This is a genomic window from Rivihabitans pingtungensis (assembly GCF_003201855.1).
GTDB lineage: Bacteria > Pseudomonadota > Gammaproteobacteria > Burkholderiales > Aquaspirillaceae > Rivihabitans > Rivihabitans pingtungensis.
Genome location: NZ_QJKI01000023.1, coordinates 22,741 through 39,399 on the forward strand (window position 1 = coordinate 22,741; position 16,659 = coordinate 39,399).

14 protein-coding genes are annotated in these 16,659 nt (G+C 62.7%); 10 read left to right on the forward strand and 4 right to left on the reverse strand.

Translation table 11 applies throughout. The features are described from left to right. The first annotated feature begins 20 nt into the window (after window positions 1–20). From hflX to zapE, 7 genes are all read left to right on the forward strand, one after another. The gene (gene hflX / locus DFR34_RS13700) at window positions 21–1,169 is read left to right on the forward strand and encodes a GTPase HflX (RefSeq protein WP_110391728.1); all 1,149 of its coding nucleotides are present in this window, start codon (window positions 21–23) and stop codon (window positions 1,167–1,169) included. Next, the gene (gene hflK / locus DFR34_RS13705) at window positions 1,160–2,389 is read left to right on the forward strand and encodes an FtsH protease activity modulator HflK (RefSeq protein ID WP_110391729.1); all 1,230 of its coding nucleotides are present in this window, start codon (window positions 1,160–1,162) and stop codon (window positions 2,387–2,389) included. Before hflX ends, hflK begins: the two co-directional genes overlap by 10 nt. A gap of 3 nt (window positions 2,390–2,392) precedes the next feature. Beyond that, window positions 2,393–3,277 (forward strand): protease modulator HflC, encoded by an 885-nt coding sequence (gene hflC / locus DFR34_RS13710; RefSeq protein WP_110391730.1) that lies wholly within the window; start codon window positions 2,393–2,395, stop codon window positions 3,275–3,277. Window positions 3,278–3,352: 75 nt separating this feature from the next. Further along, window positions 3,353–4,507 carry an ATP phosphoribosyltransferase regulatory subunit gene (locus tag DFR34_RS13715; RefSeq protein WP_110391731.1) on the forward strand — a complete coding sequence of 385 codons (1,155 nt, stop codon included), beginning with the start codon at window positions 3,353–3,355 and terminating at the stop codon, window positions 4,505–4,507. A 26-nt stretch (window positions 4,508–4,533) separates the two neighbouring features. Beyond that, entirely contained in the window at window positions 4,534–5,829 is a 1,296-nt protein-coding gene (locus tag DFR34_RS13720; protein WP_110391732.1) for an adenylosuccinate synthase, read from the forward strand. Between the two features lie 324 nt (window positions 5,830–6,153). Next, complete coding sequence (locus DFR34_RS13725; protein ID WP_110391733.1) at window positions 6,154–6,657, forward strand: hypothetical protein; 504 nt, start codon at window positions 6,154–6,156, stop codon at window positions 6,655–6,657. Between the two features lie 84 nt (window positions 6,658–6,741). Next, a complete protein-coding gene (zapE, locus tag DFR34_RS13730; protein WP_211309421.1) occupies window positions 6,742–7,902 on the forward strand; it encodes a cell division protein ZapE in 1,161 nt (386 codons plus the stop codon). Between the two features lie 36 nt (window positions 7,903–7,938). Here zapE and rpe read toward each other — a convergent pair whose 3' ends face one another. Continuing rightward, window positions 7,939–8,619, reverse strand: coding sequence for a ribulose-phosphate 3-epimerase (gene rpe, locus DFR34_RS13735; RefSeq protein WP_110391734.1), 681 nt, complete (start codon window positions 8,617–8,619; stop codon window positions 7,939–7,941). A gap of 331 nt (window positions 8,620–8,950) precedes the next feature. On the opposite strand from rpe, the gene apaG reads away from it, so the two are divergent. From apaG to DFR34_RS13750, 3 genes are all read left to right on the forward strand, one after another. Then, entirely contained in the window at window positions 8,951–9,322 is a 372-nt protein-coding gene (gene apaG / locus DFR34_RS13740) for a Co2+/Mg2+ efflux facilitator ApaG/CorD (protein WP_110391735.1), read from the forward strand. A gap of 99 nt (window positions 9,323–9,421) precedes the next feature. Next, on the forward strand, window positions 9,422–11,206 hold the full coding sequence (locus DFR34_RS13745; RefSeq protein WP_110391736.1) for an ABCB family ABC transporter ATP-binding protein/permease: 1,785 nt from the start codon (window positions 9,422–9,424) through the stop codon (window positions 11,204–11,206). Further along, on the forward strand, window positions 11,199–12,680 hold the full coding sequence (locus tag DFR34_RS13750; protein ID WP_110391737.1) for an aminoacyl-histidine dipeptidase: 1,482 nt from the start codon (window positions 11,199–11,201) through the stop codon (window positions 12,678–12,680). Before DFR34_RS13745 ends, DFR34_RS13750 begins: the two co-directional genes overlap by 8 nt. Window positions 12,681–12,772: 92 nt before the next feature. Here the strand turns inward: DFR34_RS13750 and pnp are convergent, their stop codons facing one another. The 3 genes from pnp to truB form a co-directional block, all read right to left on the reverse strand. Beyond that, entirely contained in the window at window positions 12,773–14,911 is a 2,139-nt protein-coding gene (gene pnp, locus DFR34_RS13755) for a polyribonucleotide nucleotidyltransferase (RefSeq protein ID WP_110391765.1), read from the reverse strand. A gap of 207 nt (window positions 14,912–15,118) precedes the next feature. Further along, window positions 15,119–15,388 carry a 30S ribosomal protein S15 gene (gene rpsO / locus DFR34_RS13760; RefSeq protein WP_110391738.1) on the reverse strand — a complete coding sequence of 90 codons (270 nt, stop codon included), beginning with the start codon at window positions 15,386–15,388 and terminating at the stop codon, window positions 15,119–15,121. Between the two features lie 319 nt (window positions 15,389–15,707). Then, window positions 15,708–16,637 carry a tRNA pseudouridine(55) synthase TruB gene (truB, locus tag DFR34_RS13765; protein ID WP_110391739.1) on the reverse strand — a complete coding sequence of 310 codons (930 nt, stop codon included), beginning with the start codon at window positions 16,635–16,637 and terminating at the stop codon, window positions 15,708–15,710. Window positions 16,638–16,659: the final 22 nt, after the last annotated feature.

Here is a 16,659-nt window from a genome sequence, read left to right on the forward strand (position 1 = left end):
TTGCAGGATGCAGCTCTCCCGTGTTTGAACGTCACGAATTTGGCGACCGTGCGGTCGTCGTGTGTCTGGACTTTGGCCTGGCCGATTTTGCCGAATCGGTGGCCGAGGCCGTCGAGCTGGTGCGCGGCGCTGGCGTCACCGTGCTGTCGGTGATTCAGGCCAAGCGCAGCCGTCCGGACGCCGCCCTGTTTGCCGGCAAGGGCAAAGTGGAAGAAATCGCCAGCGAAGTGCGCGGCCTGGAGGCCAATGTGGTGATTTTCAATCACCAGCTGTCGCCGGCGCAGCAGCGCAATCTGGAGCGCGAGTTTCAGTGTCGGGTGGTGGACCGCAACAGCCTGATTCTGGATATTTTTGCCCAGCGCGCGAAAAGCCACGAAGGCAAATTGCAGGTGGAGTTGGCCCAGCTGGATTATCTGTCCACCCGACTGGTGCGCGGCTGGACGCACCTGGAGCGGCAAAAAGGCGGCATTGGCCTGCGCGGCCCCGGCGAAACCCAGCTGGAAACCGACCGCCGCTTGCTGGGCAAGCGCGTCAAGCTGTTGCGCGACCGGCTGGCCACGGTGCAAAAGCAGCGCCAGGTGCAGCGGCGCAGCCGCTCGCGCTCGGGCGTGATGAGCGTGTCGATTGTCGGCTACACCAATGCCGGCAAATCCACCTTGTTCAACGCCCTGACCAAGGCCGGCGCTTATGCGGCGGATCAGCTGTTCGCCACCCTTGACACCACCAGCCGGCGGCTATACTTGAACGCCAGCTGTTCGGTGGTGCTGTCCGACACCGTGGGCTTTATCCGCGATCTGCCGCACTCGCTGGTGGCGGCGTTTCGCGCCACGCTGGAAGAAACCGTGCATGCCGATTTGCTGCTGCACGTGGTGGACAGCGCCAATGATCAGCGCGACCGGCAGATTGAAGACGTCAACAAGGTGTTGGCGGAAATCTCCGCCGACGGCATTCCGCAGCTGCTGGTGCTGAACAAGACCGACCTCAAGGGCTTGCCGGGCGGCATCGAGCGGGATGAAAATGGCAGTCTTCATGCAGTGCGCGTATCTGCGCTCACTGGCGAAGGGTTGGACGCCTTGCGCGCGGCGCTTGTGGAACTTGCGCCTGCCCCCAGCTTCTTAGCTGGACCCGCTTACGATATTCACGATACTTCGGAAAACACATGGCAATGAATGACAACGGCTGGCGCGGCGGCAAACGGGACAACAACGACGGCCCGCCCGACCTCGACGAAATTTTCCGTTCGCTCAACCAAAAGCTCTCGCGGCTGTTGGGCGGGCGCGGCGGCCAGGGCGGCGGCTCGCCCGATGGCGGACGCGCGCTGTTCAAGGGCGGCGCTTCGCTGCTGGCGCTGATTCTGGGCGGCGTATGGCTGGCTTCTGGTTTTTACGTGGTGGACGCCCGCGAAGTGGGCGTGGTGCTGCGCATGGGCAGCTTTAACCGCGTGTCCGACTCCGGCCTGCAATGGCACGCGCCGTATCCGTTTGAAAAAGTCGAAATCGTCACCCTGACCGAAGTGCGCAGCGTGGAAGTGGGCTATCGCGGCAACGCCAAGAACCGCATTCCCGAAGAATCGCTGATGCTCACCGAAGACCAGAACATCATCGACGTGCAATTGTCGGTGCAGTACGACGTCAAAGACCCGAAAGCCTTCCTGTTCAACAATGCCGCCAGCGACCGCGACGCCAAGGACATTGTCAAACAGGCCACCGAAACCGCCATCCGCGAGGTGGTCGGCCGCAACAAGGTGGATTTTGTGCTCAACGAAGGCCGCGCCCAAGTGGCGTCGGAAACCGCCGCCTTGATTCAGCAAACGCTGGACCGCTACAACCTGGGCGTGCGGGTGAGCAAGGTCAATATCAACGATGTGCAGCCGCCCGAGCAGGTGCTGGCGGCGTTTGACGACGCAGTCAAGGCCAGCCAGGACCGTGAAAAGCTGCGCAACGAAGGCCAGGCCTACGCCAATGACGTGATTCCCAAGGCCAGCGGCCTGGCGTCGCGGCTGATGGAAGAAGCCGAGGGCTACAAGCAGCGCGTGGTGTCCAACGCCGAGGGTGACGCCGCCCGCTTCAAGCAGGTGCTGGCCGAATACAGCAAGGCGCCGGGCGTGATGCGCGAGCGTCTGTATCAGGACATGATGCAGCAAATCCTCAGCAACAGCAGCAAGGTGCTGGTCGATCAAAAATCCGGCAGCAATCTGCTGTATTTGCCGCTGGACAAGCTGATTCAGCAGACCCATCCGCAACAAGCCGGCGCTGCGCCGCAAGCGGGCGCGCCTGCGGCCAATCTGCCGCCGCCGCCCACCACTGAACCGGCCAGTTCCGCCCCGGCTGGCGCCAACCGTAGCAGCAGCCGCGACGTGGTGCGCAGCCGCGAATTTGAGGAGCGTTGATTGATGGATCGTCTTATTCCCAGCCTGATTGCCCTGCTGGCCGTGCTGCTGGTGCTCAGCCTGTCGCTGTTCACCGTCGATCAGCGTCAGTATGCGATGGTGTTCCAGTTTGGCGAAGTGGTGCGGGTGATCAAAGAGCCTGGCATCCAGTTCAAGATCCCGATGTTGCAGAACGTGCGCTACTTTGACCGCCGCATTCAGACCATCGATCCGGACTCGCCCGAGCTGTTCAACACCCGCGAAAAGAAAAACGTGCTGGTGGACAGCTTTGTCAAATGGCGCGTGGTGGACGTCGAGCAGTTTTACAAATCGGTGGGCGGCAATGAAGCCGCTGCGGTGTCGCGCCTGCGCCAGACCATCAACGATGGCCTGCGCGCCGAGTTTGGCCAGAAAACCGTCACCGACGTGATTTCCGGCCAGCGCGACCAAGTGATGGAATCGGTGCGCAAGCGCGCCGACCTGGACGCGCGCAAGATTGGCGTGCAGCTCCTGGACGTGCGCCTGAAGCGGGTGGACTTCCCCGAGAAGATCAGCCAGTCGGTGTATGACCGCATGCAGTCCGAGCGCCGCGCCGTGGCCAGCCAGCAACGCTCGGAAGGCGCTGCCGAGGCTGAACGCATCCGCGCCGACGCCGAACGCCAGCGCGACATCATCCTGGCCGAAGCCTACCGCAAGGCCCAGGCCATCAAGGGTGAGGGCGACGCCCGCGCCGCCGCCATCTACGCCGAGGCGTATGGCAAAAACCCCGAGTTCTATGCGTTTTACCGCAGCATGGACGCCTACAAGCAAACCTTCCGCAACAAGAGCGATGTGCTGGTGCTCGACCCCAGCTCGCAGTTCTTCAAATACCTGAAGAATCCGGGCGCAGGCGCAAAGGCCACCCAGTAGGACGATTTCGGATTACAATAGCGGTTTGACCATTAAGCGGGGGCTCCTCCCCCGCTTTTTGCTGTGAATTCTCCCATGCGAAACTGGCTGCTCCCTGAAAACATCGCCGACATCCTGCCCGCCACCGCGCGCCAGGTTGAATCGGCCAAGGCGGCGATGCTCGAACGCTTCCGCACTTACGGATACGAGCTGGTCTGTCCTCCCCTGATCGAATACATCGATTCGCTGGTTTACGACGGCGACACCGCGCTGGTGATGAAGACCTTCAAGCTCGACGACCAGATGAGCGGCCGTCAGCTGGGCTTGCGCGCCGACATCACCCCGCAGGTGGCGCGCATCGACGCGCATTTGCTGTCCAGCCGCCAAGGCGTCACCCGGCTGTGCTACGCCGGCAGCGTGCTGCACACCGTGCCGGAAAGCGCCATGCGCTCGCGCGAGCCGCTGCAAATCGGCGCCGAGCTGTATGGCTCGTCCGACGTCGGCGCTGACCTGGAAATCGTTGACCTGATGCTCGCCTCGCTGGAAGGCGTGGGCGTGGGCGGCTTGACGCTGGACATCGGCCATGTCGGCATCTTCCGCGCGCTGGCCGCAGCGGCGGCGCTGCCGGCGCCGCTGACCGCCGAGCTGTTTGGCGTGTTGCAGGCCAAGGACATCCCCAGCGCCGAAACCCTGCTGGCCGGCGCCGCCGAGCCCTTCCGCAGCGCCTTGCTGGCCTTGCCGGGGCTATATGGCCCGGATGCGCTCAGCCGCGCCAGCCAATGCCTGCCGGCGCTGCCGGAAATCCGTCGGGCGCTGGCCGATATGCAGGCGGTGGCGGACAGCGTGGCCGGCCGCGCCACGGTGAACTTTGATTTGTCTGACCTGCGCGGCACGGCGTATCACACCGGCCTGATGTTCGCCGCCTACGCGCCGGGCTGGTCGGATGCGCTGGCGCGCGGCGGCCGCTACGACAATGTCGGCGACAAATTTGGCCGCGCCCGCCCGGCCACCGGCTTTAGCCTGGATTTGCGCGATCTGGTGCGTGTGCTGCCGCAGCGCAGCCCGGCCATGGGCATTCGCGTGGCCGGCGCTGACGCGGGCCGCGCGCGCGAGGCCATCGCCGCCTTGCGCACCGCTGGCGAAGTGCTGGTGATTGATTATCTCGGTGAATCAGCGACGGCGCTTAATTGCGACCGCGCGCTGGTCTGGCGGGCGGACGGCTGGCAAGTCGAACCGTTCGCTTCCCATTGAACTGCATTGTGTAAAGAGGTTTCTTCATGTCCAAGAACGTAGTCGTGATCGGCACCCAGTGGGGTGACGAAGGCAAAGGCAAGATTGTTGACTGGCTGACCGATCACGCCGAGGGCGTGGTGCGCTTCCAGGGCGGCCACAACGCTGGCCACACCCTGGTGGTGAATGGCAAGAAAACCGTGCTGCGCCTGATTCCGTCCGGCATGCTGCATCCTGGCAAGACCTGCTTTATCGGCAATGGCGTGGTGCTGTCGCCGGAAGCGCTGCTGAAGGAAATCGACGAACTGCAAGCCGCCGGCATCGACGTGGCCAGCCGCCTGAAGATTTCCGAAGCCTGCCCGCTGATCCTGCCCTACCACATCGCGCTGGACAAGGCGCGCGAAGCCGCCAAGGGCGAAAACAAGATCGGCACCACCGGCCGCGGCATTGGCCCGACCTACGAAGACAAGGTGGCCCGCCGCGCCATCCGCGTGCAGGACTTGTTCCACCCCGAGCGCTTTGCCGCCAAGCTGGGCGAAAACCTGGCTTACTATAACTTCCTGCTCAAGGAATACTTCAAGACCGACACCGTGGACTTCCAGGAAACCCTGGAGCAGACCATGCAGCTGGCCGAGCGCATCAAGCCGATGGTGGCCGACGTGTCGCGCACCCTGTACGAGCTGAACAAGAGCGGTAAATCCATCCTGTTCGAAGGCGCCCAGGGCACCCTGCTGGACGTGGACCACGGCACCTATCCGTTTGTCACCTCGTCCAACTGTGTGGCCGGCGCCGCCTCTGCTGGCGCTGGCGTCGCCCCGCAGATGCTCAACTACGTGCTGGGCATCGTCAAGGCGTACACCACCCGCGTCGGTTCTGGCCCGTTCCCGACCGAACTGTTCGACGACGTTGGCGCTGGCCTGGCCAAGCGCGGCAACGAGTTTGGCGCCGTGACTGGCCGCCCGCGTCGCTGCGGCTGGTTTGACGCCGCGCTGCTCAAGCGCTCGATCCAGATCAACGGCGTGTCCGGCCTGTGCGTGACCAAGCTGGACGTGATGGACGGCATGGACGAAATCCGCCTGTGCGTCGGCTACAAGAAAGACGGCCAGACTTACGACATCCTGCCGTTTGGCGCCGAGAACGTCGCCGGCTGCGAGCCGATTTACGAAACCTGGCCGGGCTGGAGCGAAACCACTTTCGGCGTGAAGCGTTACGAAGAACTGCCGGAAAACGCCCGCAACTACCTGCAACGGATTTCCGAGTTCTGCGAAGCGCCGATCGACATCATCTCGACCGGCCCGGATCGGGAAGAAACCATCGTACTGCGTCACCCGTTCGGCGCTTAAAGCTGTTTAACAAAACCCTCCTGGCGGTGTTGTGTGGCCTTGCCGTGCTATTGCACTGTCTGCGGCCACACGCCTAGCCAGGATCGCTGCGCTGGGTTTTGTCGGCAGTGTTGCTGCGACAGCGAATCGCTCAACACACCGCCCCCGCCCGGCTTGCCCGGCGGGGGCGGTGTGTTTTGGGGGGGCCATAACACGTCAGGTTTGGTCAGCTGTAATCAGCTGTAATCGTTTTCGGTGTCGGTGTTGCTTACAGTCATGCTCAACATGATCTGCGCCCGCCGTGCTTCACGGCGCCCGCGTGGCACTGAGTGAGGAGAACACGCCATGTCCGTCAAACCTGCCGTCAAACACGAACTTCACGCCTGTCAGCAGCAAGTGTCGCTCTTGCTGGATAGCCAGCGCGAACAGCGTTCCATTGGCATGGACAGCGAAACCTTGCAGCCTGATGCACTACTGGCGTTTTTTACCGAGCGCAATCTGCCGTTTGCTTACTATGTGCGCTCTTGCTCGGGTATCGCCATCGGCGAGGCCAGCGCCTACGAAAAAAACATCGCCACGCTGAATATGTATATGGCGCACCTGCGTGCCACCGAAAAAGCCCAGATCGACAACACCATCGCCACACTCAACGAATACAAATCACGCAACCAGGCCATTGGCCTGAGCGCCGACACCCTGCGCCCGGACCGTTTCATGAGCTTTTTTGCCGTGCGTGAGCTGCCGTTTGCCATGTATGTGCCGCAAGGCGAGCGCGCGCTGGGCGATCCGTCGGCGTATGAGCGCAATATCCGCGTGCTGGAACATTCGCTGGCCACGCTGCAAGCCTGAGCGTAGCCGCCGCCGTTGCTTGGCGGTGTCGGGGGCATGGCGCTGTGGTACAGTTGCGCTTTTGCCGTTTTTACTGCCCCCGCCATGTCCCAGCACGCTTTTTCCCCCGACAAGCACACCACGCTGTCCCCTCGGCAGTGGTACGAAGACGCCGCCCAAAAACCCGGATTCATCCGTGATGCCGCCCAATCCATGGCTATTGACCATCTGGATGCGCTGTATCAAGAACTGCTGGTGTTCAAGAAAAAGCGCCATTCGTTTCTGGGTAAATCCTTGCGCAAGCCCAGCATTCCGCGCGGGCTGTATTTCTGGGGCGGGGTGGGGCGCGGCAAGAGCTTTTTGATGGATGCGTTCTACGCCTGTGTGCCGTATCGGCGCAAACGGCGGATTCACTTTCACCATTTCATGATGGAAGTGCATAACGAGCTGAAAACCCTGACCAATGCCACCGACCCGCTGATCACCGTGGCCGAGCGCATCGCGCAGAAAACCCGGTTGCTGTGCTTTGACGAGTTTCATGTGTCTGACATTGCTGACGCCATGATTCTGGGTCGCTTGATGAAAGAGCTGTTCGAGCGTGGAGTGATTTGTGTGCTGACCTCCAATTACCCGCCGGACGAGCTTTACCCCAATGGCTTGCAGCGCATCAACTTTTTGCCGGCCATTGAGCTGCTGAAAAACTGGCTGACCGTGCTGAATGTGGATGGCGGCAATGACTACCGCCTGCGCGAGCTGACCCGCGAGCCCTTGTTCATTACCCCGCTGAAAGGCAGCCGCGACAAGCTGGATGTCTTGTACGAGCGCTTGTCGTCTGGCACCGGCAAAGAGCTCAAGCACGAAATTATTGTGTTCGACCGCAAAATCCGCGCCATCCGCCACTCGCCGGGGGCGATCTGGTTTGATTTCATGGAGATCTGCGGCGGCCCGCGGGCGCAGACCGATTATCTGGAAATCGCCCGCGAATACCAGACGGTGTTTGTCTCCAATGTGCCCAAGCTGGCTCCGCATCAATCCAGCGAAGCGCGCCGTTTTACCTGGCTGGTGGACGTGTTTTATGACCACCGCGTCAAACTGGTGCTGTCTGCCGAAGTTGAGGCTGAGCAGATTTATACCGACGGCGTGCAGTCCAGTGAGTTCTTCCGCACCGCCAGCCGGCTGACCGAAATGCAATCCACCTCGTATCTGGGCTTGCCGCACTTGTCTGACGTGTTCGAGCACACCCCAGCCGTCAATCTGGCCGAGTGAGCCCACGGCCGCCGCTGGCGCGGCGGCCGTGCCGGATCAGGCTACTTTGGCCAGTTCTGCCCGCATTGCGGCGATGGTCGCGGCGTAGTCGTCGGCGCCATAGATGGCCGAGCCCGCCACAAAGGTGTCGGCGCCAGCGGCGGCGATTTCGGCGATATTGTCCACCTTCACCCCACCGTCCACCTCCAGCCAGATGTCGCGGCCGGTGGCCTCGCGGTAGGCGTCGATGCGGCGGCGCGCTTCGCGCAGCTTGTTCAGCGCTTGCGGAATAAAGCTCTGGCCGCCAAAGCCGGGGTTGACCGACATGATCAGAATCATGTCCAGCTTGTCCATCACATGGTCCAGATGGTGCAGCGGGGTGGCCGGGTTGAACACCAGGCCAGCCTTGCAGCCACAGTCGCGGATCAGCGCCAGCGTGCGATCGACATGCTCGGAGCCTTCCGGGTGAAAGGTGATCAAGTTGGCGCCAGCCTTGGCGAACATCGGCACCAGGCTGTCCACCGGCTTGACCATCAAATGCACGTCAATCGGCGCCTGGGTCAGCGGGCGGATGGCTTCGCACACCAGCGGACCAATGGTGAGATTGGGCACGTAGTGGTTGTCCATCACGTCAAAGTGGATGATGTCGGCGCCAGCGGCGATCACATCGGTGACTTCCTGGCCCAGACAGGCGAAATTGGCGGAAAGAATGCTGGGAGCAATACGGAAAGTGCGCATGGTGGGTCTTGTAAACGGGGAAAGTGCCCGGATTTTACCCGATAGTCTCCGCTTGCCAGCTTGGTCAGCGGAAAAAACCATGTTGGCATGAATTTTTGTTCAGTTACTGACGATAGACTATAAAGAAATCATCCTGACTCTGGCTGACGCTGGCCGCGCGCCAGTGGGCGTTGTTAAGCAAACCTTCCCGGCTTGCCGGGTATGGCCACACGCCCAGCCAAGCGCGCTGTGCAGGGTTTGGTGAGAGTCAGGTGAGCGTTGGGGTTGTCCCGCGCCATTTGAACCGGATATCCCGGCGCGCCGGGTTTGCAAGTGAAAGGCTGTTTTTGTCATGACCTCCCCCATTCGTGTGGAACCGCAGGCGTACTACATCGCCGACCAATCTAACCCTGCCAACCACTGCTATGTGTTTGCCTACCGCATCCAGATTCACAACGACGGCGATGTCGGCGTGCAGCTGATCTCGCGCAGTTGGTACATCACCGACGCCAACAACCATGTGCGCGAAGTGCACGGCGAAGGGGTGGTGGGCGAGCAGCCGCGTCTGCAACCGGGCGAAACCTACGAATACGTCAGCGGCGCGGTGCTGGCCACCGCCCAGGGCACCATGCGCGGCAGTTATAATTTCACCGCCGACGATGGCCGCGAATTTGAAGCGCCAGTGCCGGAGTTCTTCCTGAACGGCGCGCAAGCGCTGCACTGATCGACATTCCCGACGGCGGCGGCTGCGGGCGTCGCCATTGGGCGACGCCCCCGCGCCGGCCTTGGCCGGCTTTCCTGACCGCGCCCCGACGGGACTGCCATGCGATTCACCCATTCCGGGCCTGCGCCCACCGAGCGTAACGACGCCAAAACCCTGAAAACCCTGCTGCCCTACTTGCTGGAATTCAAGGGCCGGGTGGCGTTGGCGCTGTCTTTGCTGATGCTGGCCAAGCTGGCCAATGTCAGCGTGCCGTGGTTTCTCAAGGATATTGTCGATCAGCTGTCGGCCACCCAGGCCGCGCTGGCCATGCCGCTGGGCCTGGTGGCGGCGTATGGCCTGGCGCGGTTGGCCACCAGCGTGTTTGGCGAGCTGCGCGACGCGGTGTTCGCCAAGGTCACCCAGCGCGCCATCCGCCGCATTGCCTTGCAAGTGTTCGAGCACCTGCACCGGCTGAGCTTGCGCTTTCATCTGGAGCGCCAGACCGGCGGCATGAGCCGCGATATCGAGCGTGGCACCAAGGGCATTGGCTTTTTGCTCAATTTCACCCTGTTCAATATCCTGCCCACCCTGGTGGAAATTGGCCTGGTGGCGGGCATTCTGCTGGTGAATTATCACTGGTCGTTCGCCGTGGTGACTTTTTTGACCATTGCGTCTTATATCGGCTTCACCCTCGGGGTGACCGAATGGCGCATGGTGTTTCGCCGCAGCATGAACGAGCTGGATTCGCAGGCCAATAGCAAGGCGATTGACGCGCTGCTCAATTACGAGACGGTCAAGTATTTTGGCAATGAGCGCTACGAAGTGGCCCGCTACGACGGCAATCTGGCCTCGTGGGAGCGCTCTGCGGTGCGCAACCAGACCTCGCTGAATTTTCTGAACGCCGGCCAGGGGGTGATCATCGCCGTGGGCGTCACCGTGCTGGTCGGCCTGGCCGCCCGTGGCGTGGTGGATGGCAGCATGAGCGTGGGCGATATGGTGCTGGTCAACGCCTATTTGATTCAGCTGTACGCGCCGTTGAATTTTCTGGGCTTTGTCTACCGCGAGATCAAACACTCGCTGGCCGATATGGAGCGCATGTTCACCCTGCTGGAGCAAGGCGAAGAAGTGGCCGACCGCCCCGGCGCGCAAACCCTGGCCACCCGCCAGGCGGCCATCCGCTTTGAGCAGGTGCAGTTTGGCTACGACGGCAAGCGGCAGATTCTGCACGACGTCAGCTTTGACATCCCGGCCGGCAAGACGGTGGCGGTGGTGGGGGCCAGCGGCGCTGGCAAATCCACCCTGTCACGGCTGTTGTTCCGTTTTTATGATGTGGGCGCCGGGCGCATCACCCTCAATGGCGTGGACATCCGCGAGCTGACCCAGGCCAGCCTGCGCACGCATATCGGCATCGTGCCGCAGGATACCGTGCTGTTCAACGACAGCATCTACTACAATATTGCATATGGACGCCCCGACGCCAGCCGCGAACAGGTGATCGAAGCGGCGCGCGCCGCGCATATTCACGATTTTGTCAGCCAGTTGCCCGACGGCTACGACACCGTGGTGGGCGAACGTGGGCTGAAGCTCTCTGGCGGCGAAAAGCAGCGGGTGGCGATTGCCCGCACCCTGCTGAAAAACCCGCCGATCCTGATCTTTGACGAGGCCACCAGCGCGCTGGATTCGCACACCGAAAAAGCCATCCAGGCCGAGCTGGCGGAGATTGCCGCCCAACGCACCACCCTGATCATTGCCCACCGGCTGTCCACCGTGGTGGACGCGCATCAGATTGTGGTGATGGAAGGCGGGCGCATTATTGAACAAGGCAGCTTCCGCGACCTGCTCGACCGTCAGGGCCGTTTTGCCCAGATGTGGCAGCTGCAATTGCAAGACGCCGACCATGCCTGAACCGACTTTGCCTTCCTTGCCCCTTGATTTGCCGCCCGCCGCGCTGTGGCGGCACTTTGCCACGCTGTGCCGGCTGCCGCGCCCCTCGCGCCACGAAGGCCAGGTGATGGACCACCTGTGCCGCTGGGCCAGCACGCGCAGCCTGAACTGGACGCAAGACGCCGCCGGCAATCTTTTGATCCGCAAACCCGCCAGCCCCGGCATGGCCGAACGGGAAACCGTGGTGCTGCAAGGCCATGTGGACATGGTGTGCCAGCAGGACGGCGACGCCCATGATTTTTTCAGCGACCCGATTCAGCCCTGGCTGGCCGACGATGGCTGGGTGCGCGCGCGCGGCACCAGCCTGGGCGCTGACAACGGCATTGGCGTGGCCGCCATGCTGGCGGTGCTGGAAAGCGATGACATCGCCCATCCGCCGCTGGAGGCGCTGTTCACCGTCAACGAAGAAGCCGGCATGGACGGCGCCCACGACCTGGCGGAAGACCTGCTCACCGGCCGCTTCTTGCTGAATCTGGACACCGAAGACTGGGGCGAGTTTTACATTGGCTGCGCCGGCGGCGAAGACGTGATTTTGCGCCGCCAGTGCGAGCGTGAGCCGCTGCCGCCCGAGCACAAGGCCTGGCGGCTGACCGTGCGCGGCCTGTGCGGTGGGCATTCCGGGGTGGACATCCACCGCTACCGCGCCAACGCCACCCGCCTGCTGGCGCGGCTGTTGTCCGAGCTGGCCGGGCGCTTTGGCCTGCGCGTTGGCCAACTGGCAGGCGGCGCGCTGCGCAATGTGATTCCGCGCGAAGCCAGCGCCACGCTGGCCGTGCCGGAAAGCAAGCTGGAAGCGCTGCAACACACCTTGCTGGACTGGCAAAAGCGGGTGGCCGCCACCCTGCCGGAATGGGACCACGGCCTGACCGTCACCCTTGGCCCGGCGCAGCTGAACGCGGTGCTGTCGCTGCACGACCAGGCGGTGCTGATCGATCTGCTCAACGCCCTGCCCGACGGCATGGCCGGCCTGAGCCCCGCCTTGCCCGATGTGGTGCACACCTCGTCCAATCTGGGCGTGGTCAGCCTGGACAATGGCCGCTTTCAGGCGGTGTCGATGGTGCGTTCACTGAGCGATGACGGGCTGGAAAGCCGGGTGACTTCTTTATTGGCCTGTGGCCGTCTGGCCGGCTGTTCGGGCGTGCGCGAGGGCTTTTACCCCGGCTGGACCCCGCGCCCGGAATCGCCGCTGCTGGCCTTGGCCAGCCAGGTGTATCAGCGCCAGCACGGGGCAAAGCCCAAGGTGAAAGTGATTCACGCCGGGCTGGAATGCGGGATTTTGCTGGGCAAATACCCAGACCTGGACATTATTTCGTTTGGCCCGGACATCCGCGGCGCGCACTCGCCGTCCGAGCGGGTAAATGTGGCGTCGGTGGCGCGCTTCTGGGATTTTCTGTGCGAGCTGCTGGCGCAGATTCCTGCGCGACGGCTGGACTGAGTCAGATAACCGGACAAGAAAAAACCCGCTGATATTCACCAGCGGGTTTTTTCTTGTCCGGCCCACCGCCGAGGGTGGACCAGGTTTCAGGCTTACTGAGCGGCAGCTTCGCTCGGTGCCGGTGCGGCAGCGGCGGCTTCTTCGTTCAGCACGGCCTTGATCGACAGGCGGATGCGGCCGCGCTCGTCGGTTTCCAGCACCTTCACGCGCACTTGCTGGCCTTCCTTGAGGTAGTCGCCGACATTGGCGATGCGCTCATTGGCGATCTGGCTGATGTGCACCAGACCATCGCGGCCCGGCATGATCTGCACGATGGCGCCGACGTTCTTGTCCAGAATCTTCATCACCGTGCCTTCGTAGATCTTGCCGATTTCCACTTCGGCAGTGATCTGTTCGATGCGGCGCTTGGCGGCTTCGGCGCCTTCGCCGGACACCGAAGCGATGGTGATCAGGCCGTCTTCGCCGATGTCGATGCTGGTGCCGGTTTCTTCGGTGATCGAACGGATCACCGAGCCACCCTTGCCGATCACGTCGCGGATTTTCTCCGGATTGATCTTCATGGTGTACAGGCGCGGGGCGTGGGCGGACAGCTCTTGCGGGGCGTCCACGGCATTCTTCATCAGGCTGAGGATGTGCAGACGGCCTTCTTTGGCCTGATCCAGCGCCACGCGCATGATTTCCTTGGTGATGCCCTGGATCTTGATGTCCATCTGCAGCGCGGTCACGCCGTTGGCGGTGCCGGCCACCTTGAAGTCCATATCGCCCAGGTGATCTTCATCGCCCAGGATGTCGGTCAGCACGGCAAAACGGTTGCCTTCCAGAATCAGGCCCATGGCGATGCCGGCCACGTGGTCTTTCAGCGGGACGCCAGCGTTCAGCATGGCCAGGCAGCCGCCGCACACCGAAGCCATCGACGAGGAGCCGTTGGATTCGGTGATTTCCGACACCACGCGCATCGAGTAGCTGAACTCGTCAGCCGGCGGCAGCGCGGCCACCAGGGCGCGCTTGGCCAGGCGGCCGTGGCCGATTTCGCGGCGCTTGGGGCTGCCGACGCGGCCGGTTTCGCCGGTGGAGTACGGCGGGAAGTTGTAGTGCAGCATGAAGCGTTCGGTGTATTCGCCAGCCAGGGCGTCAATCACCTGCTCGTCCTGCTTGGTGCCCAGCGTGGTCACCACCAGCGCCTGGGTTTCGCCGCGGGTGAACAGCGCCGAGCCGTGGGCGCGCGGCAGCACGCCGGTGCGGATGCTGATCGGGCGCACGGTGCGGGTGTCGCGGCCGTCGATGCGCGGCTCGCCGGCCAGGATCTGGCCACGGACGATTTCGGCTTCCAGGTTCTTGAAGATGCCCTTGATCTCGTTGGCGGTCAGGGTGTCGGTGTCTTCGGTGATCAGCGCGGCCTTGACCTTGTCCCAGGCTTCGTTCAGCTTTTGGCTGCGCACTTGCTTTTGGCGGATGGCGAAGGCGGCCTTGATGTCGGCGCCGGCGATCTCGCGCACTTGGGCGATCAGCGCTTCGTTGCGCACCGGCTCGGCCCAGTCCCACAGCACCGGGTTGACTTCGTCAGCCAGGGCGTTGATGGCGTTGATGGCGGCTTGCATTTGCTCGTGGCCAAACACCACGGCGCCCAGCATCACGGTTTCGGCCAGTTCGCGGGCTTCGGATTCCACCATCAGCACGGCGCGCTGGGTGCCGGCCACCACCAGATCGAGTTCGCTGGTTTGCAGCTCGGTCTTGGTTGGGTTCAGGATGTATTCGCCATTGGCGTAGCCCACGCGGGCGGCGCCAATCGGGCCCTGGAACGGCAGGCCGGACAAGGCCAGTGCGGCAGAGGCGCCCAGCATGGCCGGGATGTCAGCGTCCACTTCCGGGTTCAGCGACACCACGGTGGCGACGATTTGCACTTCGTTGTAGAAGCCTTCCGGAAACAGCGGGCGGATCGGGCGGTCGATCAGGCGGCTGGTGAGGATTTCTTTCTCGGACGGACGGCCTTCGCGCTTGAAGAAACCACCGGGGATTTTGCCGGCGGCGTAGGTGCGTTCCTGGTAGTCCACGGTCAGCGGGAAGAAATCCTGGCCCGGCTTGACGCCCTGCGCGCCCACCACGGTGACCAGCACCACGGTGTCGTCCATGGACACCATCACGGCGCCGGAGGCCTGGCGGGCGATTTCGCCGGTTTCAAGGGTGACGGTGTGACGACCGTACTGGAAAGTCTTGCTGATTTTATTGAACACGATGTGTGACTCTTGGTGAGGATTGCCGGACACCCGGCAAAACAACGGGAACCCCTAGCTATTGGGGCCGCAAGCGACGCCAATGCCTAGAGGCTCCCCCCGTTGCGACAACAGACGCGGCAGGCGCCGCGCCATGCGAGACATATGCGCCCCGCAAAAGCCAAAAAGTCGCAGCAGGCGCTGCGACTTTCTGGCAAAACCACGTAATTACTTACGCAGACCCAGACGGGTGATCAGGGTGCGATACGCTTCAGCGTCTTTTTTCTTCAGGTAGTCCAGCAGCTTGCGGCGGCGGCTCACCATCTTCAGCAGACCACGACGGCTGTGGTGGTCTTTGGTGTTGGCCTTGAAGTGCGGGGTCAGATCGTTGATGCGTGCGGTCAGCAGGGCCACTTGCACTTCAGGGGAACCCGTGTCGCCAGCGGCGCGTTGGAAATCTTGAACGATACCTGCTTTTTGTTCGGTAGAAACAGCCATGAAACACTCCAGATAAAATATTGGGCTTGCGCCCGGTCAAGACGCGGCGAGCCTAAACCCCTCCGCGCTCCCTGCCTTTGCTTGAGAGTCGCTCACAAAACCCGCCTGGCGTTGTTGTGTGACCTTGCCGTACTTGTTGTACTGTCTGCGGTCACACGCCTAGCCAGGCCCGCTGCGCTGAGTTTTTTGAGCGACTCTGAGAGCCGCTCAAAAACCTGCTTGGCGTTGTGGTGTGACCTTGCCGTGCTATTTGCACTGTCTGCGGTCACACGCCTAGCCAGGCCTGCTGTGCTGAGTTTTGTGAGCGACTCTTGTCCGCTCAGGCTGCTGGCGAGAACGCCAGCAATCGGTCCGGCCACAACAGGCCATCGGCCCGCATGCGACCGATTCCGACAAACCGTTGTTGGGAATCGTATAAACGGCAGCCTTGGATTATCGCATCTTTTTCGGCGACATGCACCGGCTGGCCATGACAAATTTTGTGCGTTTCCGCGTCGTTCAGGGTGTGGATGGGCAGGTGGTTCACCAGGATATCCACGGGCAGCAGCATGGCCATGCGCGCCTCGGGCGTCATCTCCACCAGCGTATCCAGCGCGATGGCGTCGGCGATGTCAAAGCCGGCGGTGCGGGTGCGGCGCAGGCCGGCCAGGTGTGCGCCGCAGCCCAGCTTGGCGCCCAGGTCGGCGGCCAGCGTGCGCACATAGGTGCCCTTGCTGCATTGCACGTCCAGCACTGCGTCTTGGCCGTCAAAGCTGAGCAGCTCCAGCCGATGAATCACCACTTGCCGTGGCTTGCGCTCGATTTCCACCCCTTGTCGGGCGTATTCGTACAGCGAGCGGCCTTGGTGTTTGAGCGCGGAATACATCGGCGGCACTTGCTCGATTGGCCCGGTCAGGCTGGCCATGGCCGCCAGCAGGCCGGCCTGGTCAAAATCAATCGGCCGCTCGCCGGGGGTGAACTCGCCTTCCAGGTCGCCGGTGCTGGAATAGTGGCCAAATCGCACGGTGGCGGTGTAGCCCTTGTCGGCGTCCAGCAGGTGGGCGGAAAACTTGGTGGCTTCGCCCAGGCACACCGGCAACAGGCCGGTGGCCAGCGGGTCGAGCACGCCGGTGTGGCCGGCTTTTTCGGCGTGGTAGTGCCAGCGCGTGGTTTGCAGCGCCTTGTTGCTGGACATGCCCAGCGGCTTGTCCAGCAACAGCACGCCATGAATCGGCCGCTTGGGCGGCTTGGGCAGTCTGCTTACAGTCATTGAAGTCATCACATCGGCGGCC